Consider the following 5,840-nt stretch of genomic DNA (forward strand, 5'->3'; position numbering starts at 1 on the left):
TGTTTTGCTCTGGAATCAAATCTTCATCTTCAATAAATTCCATGCCACCAATTGTAATTTCCGTTCGTCTCTTATCATTGAAGCGCTCTTTAACTTCCGTTAGTTCTTCACGAATAATCTCAAGAACTTTCTCTTCATCTGCTAAGATTGCTTTTAATTCAGCGATTAACTTCATTAAGTCTTGATATTCTTGCTCAATTTTTTCACGTTCTAATCCTGTTAAACGTTGCAGACGCATATCTAAAATTGCTTGTGCTTGTTTCTCACTTAAACCGAAACGTTCCATTAAGCCTTGCTTTGCAATATCTGCTGTTTTCGAACTACGAATTAACGTAATAACTTCATCAAGATGATCTAGAGCAATTCGTAATCCTTCTAAAATATGAGCACGCGCCTCTGCTTTTTCTAATTCATAAGCAGTACGTCGACGAATTACTACCTTCTGATGCTCCAAGTAATGATATAAATTTTGTTTTAAATTCAACACTTGTGGCTCTCCATTTACAAGAGACAACATATTAATACCGAAACTTGTTTGAAGTGCTGTATGTTTATATAGATTATTTAATAGTACATTGGCATTGGCATCACGGCGTACTTCCATAACAATACGCATACCGTTTCGATCTGACTCATCACGTAAATCCGTAATACCTTCGATTTTCTTATCACGAACTAATTCTGCAATTTTTTCAATTAATCGCGCCTTATTCACTTGATAAGGTAGTTCAGTTACGAGAATAGATTGTTTACCATTTGACTTCTCTTCAATTTCAACTTTAGCTCGAAGCATAATAGAGCCTCTACCTGTTTCATATGCTCTTCGAATCCCACTTCGTCCCAAAATTAAACCTGCTGTTGGAAAATCTGGTCCTGGAATAAACTCCATTAATTCAGCAATCGTAATATCGGGGTTATGGCTTAGTGCCAATACACCATCAATTACTTCACCGAGTTGATGCGGTGGAATATTTGTTGCCATACCAACCGCAATACCCGTCGTACCATTCACTAATAAATTAGGGAAACGCGCTGGCAATACAATTGGCTCTCTTTCAGAACCATCATAGTTATCTTGATAATCAATCGTATTTTTTGAAATATCACGTATTAATTCCATAGAAATCTTAGACATTCTTGCTTCTGTATAACGCATTGCTGCTGCTGAATCACCATCAACAGAACCGAAGTTACCATGCCCATCAACAAGCATATAACGTTGGCTAAAATCTTGCGCCATACGTACCATCGTCTCATAAACAGCTGAATCACCGTGAGGGTGATACTTACCGATTACTTCACCGACAATACGTGCTGATTTCTTATACGCTTTATCAGCTGTAATTCCTAAATCATTCATCGCATATAAAACCCTACGATGCACAGGTTTTAATCCATCACGAACATCTGGTAATGCACGAGATACGATAACACTCATTGCGTAATCTAAAAATGAGGTACGCATTTCATGACTAATATTAATTTCTCGAATTCGTGCTTGTTGTTGATTGTCTGACATCAACGAGCACCTCCTCTTACATTTCCGTTACACATACATTGATTTATATGTAGAAGACAGGAATACTTAGATTCCTGTCATTACTCATTTAAATATCAAGGTTTTTCACGTATTTTGCATTTTCTTGGATAAAGTTACGACGTGGCTCTACTTTATCTCCCATTAAAATTTCAAATGTTTCATCCGCTTCAATTGCATCTTGAAGAGAAACTTGAAGTAATGAACGTACTTCTGGGTCCATTGTTGTCTCCCATAACTGAGTTGGATTCATTTCCCCTAGACCTTTATAACGCTGAATCCCTGGCTTAGGTTGTGCTGGTAATTCCGCTAAGATTTTTTCAAGTTCTTTATCATTATAAGCATATTGAATTTTCTTACCTTGTTGTACTTTAAACAAAGGTGGCTGTGCGATATATATATAACCGCACTCAATTATTTGACGCATATAACGATAGAAGAACGTTAATAATAGGGTACGAATATGTGCACCATCAACATCGGCATCGGTCATAATAATAACTTTATGATAACGTGCTTTTTCAATATCGAAGTCTCCGCCGATATTTGTACCGATCGCTGTAATAATTGTACGAACTTCATCATTTGATAAAATCTTATCTAAGCGTGCCTTTTCAACATTAATAATTTTACCCTTCAGCGGTAAAATCGCTTGGAAATGACGATCGCGCCCTTGTTTTGCAGATCCACCCGCAGAGTCACCCTCTACGATATAAATTTCACTAATTGCTGGATCTTTAGAAGAACAGTCTGCCAATTTCCCTGGTAAACTTGAAACTTCTAAAGCACTCTTTCGGCGAGTTAACTCACGAGCCTTTTTAGCTGCTACACGCGCACGCGCTGCCATCGTACCTTTATCTATAATTTTACGTGCAACATTGGGATTTTCCAGTAAGAACTTTTCAAATGCCTCTGAGAATACTGACTCTGTAATTGTTCTTGCTTCGCTATTTCCAAGTTTCGTCTTCGTTTGTCCTTCGAATTGTGGATTCGGATGTTTAATTGACACAATTGCCGTTAAACCTTCACGAACATCTTCACCAGTTAAATTACTATCCGCATCTTTTAAAATATTATTTTTACGACCATAATCGTTGATCACGCGAGTTAAGGCTGTTTTAAATCCTACCTCATGTGTACCACCTTCATACGTATGAATATTATTCGTAAATGAGTAAATATGATTTGTATATCCTTCGTTATATTGAAGCGCAACTTCAACCTGAATACCGTCTTTTGACCCTTCTACATATACAGGTTCTTCATGAATTGGCTGTTTTGAACGATTTAAATGTTCAACATATGATTTAATTCCACCTTCATAGTGAAACTCTTTCTTTTGCTTATGTTCACGCTTATCTTCAATTGTTAATTTAATATTACGATTTAAAAATGCCAGCTCACGCATACGAGTCGCTAACGTATCAAATTCATATTCTGTCGTTTCTTTAAAAATCTCTGGGTCCGGCTTAAAGCGAGTTATTGTTCCAGTTTTATCTGTATCACCGATGACTTTTAAATCTGCAGCTGGAATACCTCTTTCATACTTTTGATAATGGATTTTTCCATCACGATGTACAAATACTTCTAGTTCTGTTGATAAGGCATTTACAACAGATGCACCAACACCATGCAAACCACCAGAAACCTTGTAACCACCACCGCCAAATTTACCTCCGGCGTGAAGGACAGTCATGATAACTTCTACTGCAGGACGTCCCATTTTTTCTTGTATACCAACTGGAATACCACGTCCATTATCCGTTACAAGAATACTATTATCTTCTTCGATACTAACGTTAATTTCATCACAATACCCTGCAAGTGCTTCATCAATACTATTATCGACAATTTCCCACACAAGATGGTGAAGTCCTTTTCCACTTGTAGATCCAATATACATCCCAGGGCGTTTTCGAACTGCTTCTAGTCCTTCAAGTACCTGTATCTGACTTTCATCATACGAATTTTCTTCCATTTGTTTTTGTTCCATTGACACAAAGATCACCTACTTTTCCATTTAAACAGGGATTACGCCCTATCTATTTCACAATCTACCGTGCCGTTCGTTACATGAATTGTTTTCGCTTCTTTTAATGTTTCGTGTTCAATTCCGTCGACACTCGTCGTTGTCACAAATGTTTGCACTTTTCCTTGAATTGTATTTAACAGATGCGATTGACGATAATCATCTAATTCTGATAATACATCATCCAATAAAAGAATCGGATATTCCTTAACTTCTGAGTAAATCAATTCAATTTCAGCTAATTTTAGGGACAGTGCGGTCGTTCGTTGTTGTCCTTGCGAACCAAAGACTTGAACATTTTTACTATTAACGAAGAATTGTAAATCATCACGATGAGGACCAATTAAAGTCGTACCACGGAAAATCTCACGTTGTTTCACAGATTGAAAATTTTCATAGTATACTTCTTTTATTTTCGACAAATCCATTGATTCTGATACATCTACGCTTGGTTTATAGACAATTTCTAATTCTTCTAATCCACGGCTTATACCGCGATGAATTGGAGCTGCCCATTCTTGTAGTAAATGCAAAAATTCAAACCGTTTTTGCAATATTTTTGTACCATGCTCAATAAGTTGAAGTGTAAATACATCCAACATCGTTTCCTCATTCTTACTATTCCCTTGCATTTTTTTCAGCAAGTGATTTCGTTGCGTGAGCACCTTTTGATATTGACTCAATTCATACAAATAGACTGGAGCTATTTGGCCTAATTCCATATCTAAAAAGCGTCTTCTTACTTGAGGGCTTCCTTTTACAAGATTTAAATCTTCTGGGGCAAACATGACAACATTCATCATGCCAATATATTGACTCAATTTTTGTTGTTCAAGTTGATTTAATTTTGCCTTTTTACCTTTTTTCGAAATATTTAATTCCAAAGACAAAGAACTATTTCTCTTTTGTAATTTCCCTTTAATTTGACCGAAATCTTCATCCCAGCGGATAAGCTCGCGATCATTAGAGGTTCTATGAGATTTCGCCATCGCTAAAACATAAATAGCTTCCATCAAATTCGTTTTCCCTTGCGCGTTTTCACCGATAATTACATTTACTTTATCTTCAAAGGAAAGCTCTAACTTTTCATAATTGCGATAGTTTTTTAATTGTATTTCTGAAATAAACAAAGGGCTCCCCCTTTATGCCTGAACTTGGAAACTTCCGCTTCCTGGAATTTCAATAATATCGTTCGCATATAGTTTGCGACCTCTTCTATTTTCAAGTTCTTGATTCACGTACACTTCATATTCTTGTAAAAACCATTTTACAGCGCCACCTGTATCAATTACATCGGCTAACTTTAAAAATTGTCCTAGTGTAATATACTCTGTTGAAATTTTAATACGTTTCATAAAATCGCTCACTTTCTGAAAGTGTTCATTCTTTCATTGTACTAAATAAACTAACATTAGGAAAGTAATACCCAAAAATCAAATAAGGGCCACTAGCATCTGAAAACTAGCAACCCTTACTTCTTACTTAGTAAGTACGAACAGGTAAAATTAATTGAATAATGGACTCATCATTTACTGTACGAATTAAGAATGGTCTCATTGCGCCAGTAAAGCTAATTTTAATTTCAGTACTATCTAAGGCTTTTAGTGCATCCATCATATATTTTGCACTAAAAGATATTTTTAACTCTTCCCCATCTACTTTTTCACATTGAACTTCTTCTACTACTTTCCCGATTTCTGGTGAATTCGAAGAAATTTCCAGCATTTCCTGTTCTAAAGTTGATAATTTTACAACATTATTACGACCATCTCTTGCTAATAGAGATGCACGATCAATTGCTTGTAAAAATTCTTTTGTATTTACAAAAATATCTGTTTTACTCTCGGCTGGAATTAAACGAGTTGTATCAGGATAATTCCCTTCTAATAATCTTGAGAAGAATAATAAATGTTTTGTACGGAATAATACTTGATACTCCGTAATAACGATATCTACCATTTCTTCAGACTCATCTAGAATTTTGCTTAATTCATTTAAGCTTTTACCAGGGATAACAACATTTGCTTGGAATTCATCTGCAATGTTATATCCTTCGATTTTTGCTTTTCGAAGAGCCAACCTGTGACTATCTGTAGCAATGCAAGTTAATTCGCTGTTATATACCTTCCAGTTTACACCTGTCAAGATCGGTCTTGTTTCAGAAGTGGAAACTGCGAATACAGTTTGTCTGATCATATGTTTTAGTAAATCTGTTGGAATCTTAAAAACATGATGTTCTTCAATTTGTGGTAACAATGGATATTCAGCAGAATC

5 protein-coding genes (1 of these 5 cut by a window edge) are annotated in these 5,840 nt (G+C 35.8%); all 5 read right to left on the reverse strand.

Annotation, left to right across the window (positions count from 1 at the left end; genetic code table 11):
- Window positions 1-1,519, reverse strand: partial view of a DNA gyrase subunit A gene (gene gyrA, locus QCI44_RS28320; protein ID WP_016085333.1) — the 5' portion only. 953 nt of this gene lie to the left of the window's left edge; 1,519 of the gene's 2,472 nt are visible here — the first part of the coding sequence; it begins with the start codon at window positions 1,517-1,519; its stop codon lies beyond the left edge, outside the window.
- A gap of 88 nt (window positions 1,520-1,607) precedes the next feature.
- Window positions 1,608-3,530 (reverse strand): DNA topoisomerase (ATP-hydrolyzing) subunit B, encoded by a 1,923-nt coding sequence (gene gyrB / locus QCI44_RS28325; RefSeq protein WP_033659981.1) that lies wholly within the window; start codon window positions 3,528-3,530, stop codon window positions 1,608-1,610.
- A gap of 38 nt (window positions 3,531-3,568) precedes the next feature.
- Window positions 3,569-4,696: a DNA replication/repair protein RecF gene (recF, locus tag QCI44_RS28330; RefSeq protein WP_016085335.1), complete on the reverse strand. Its 1,128-nt coding sequence runs from the start codon at window positions 4,694-4,696 to the stop codon at window positions 3,569-3,571.
- Between the two features lie 12 nt (window positions 4,697-4,708).
- Window positions 4,709-4,921, reverse strand: coding sequence for a S4 domain-containing protein YaaA (yaaA, locus tag QCI44_RS28335; RefSeq protein ID WP_000821366.1), 213 nt, complete (start codon window positions 4,919-4,921; stop codon window positions 4,709-4,711).
- A gap of 127 nt (window positions 4,922-5,048) precedes the next feature.
- Window positions 5,049-5,840: DNA polymerase III subunit beta (dnaN, locus tag QCI44_RS28340; protein ID WP_353811517.1), on the reverse strand; the 792-nt coding region annotated here is incomplete at its 5' end.

It is taken from the genome of Bacillus cereus group sp. RP37 (genome assembly GCF_040459695.1).
Taxonomy (GTDB): domain Bacteria; phylum Bacillota; class Bacilli; order Bacillales; family Bacillaceae_G; genus Bacillus_A.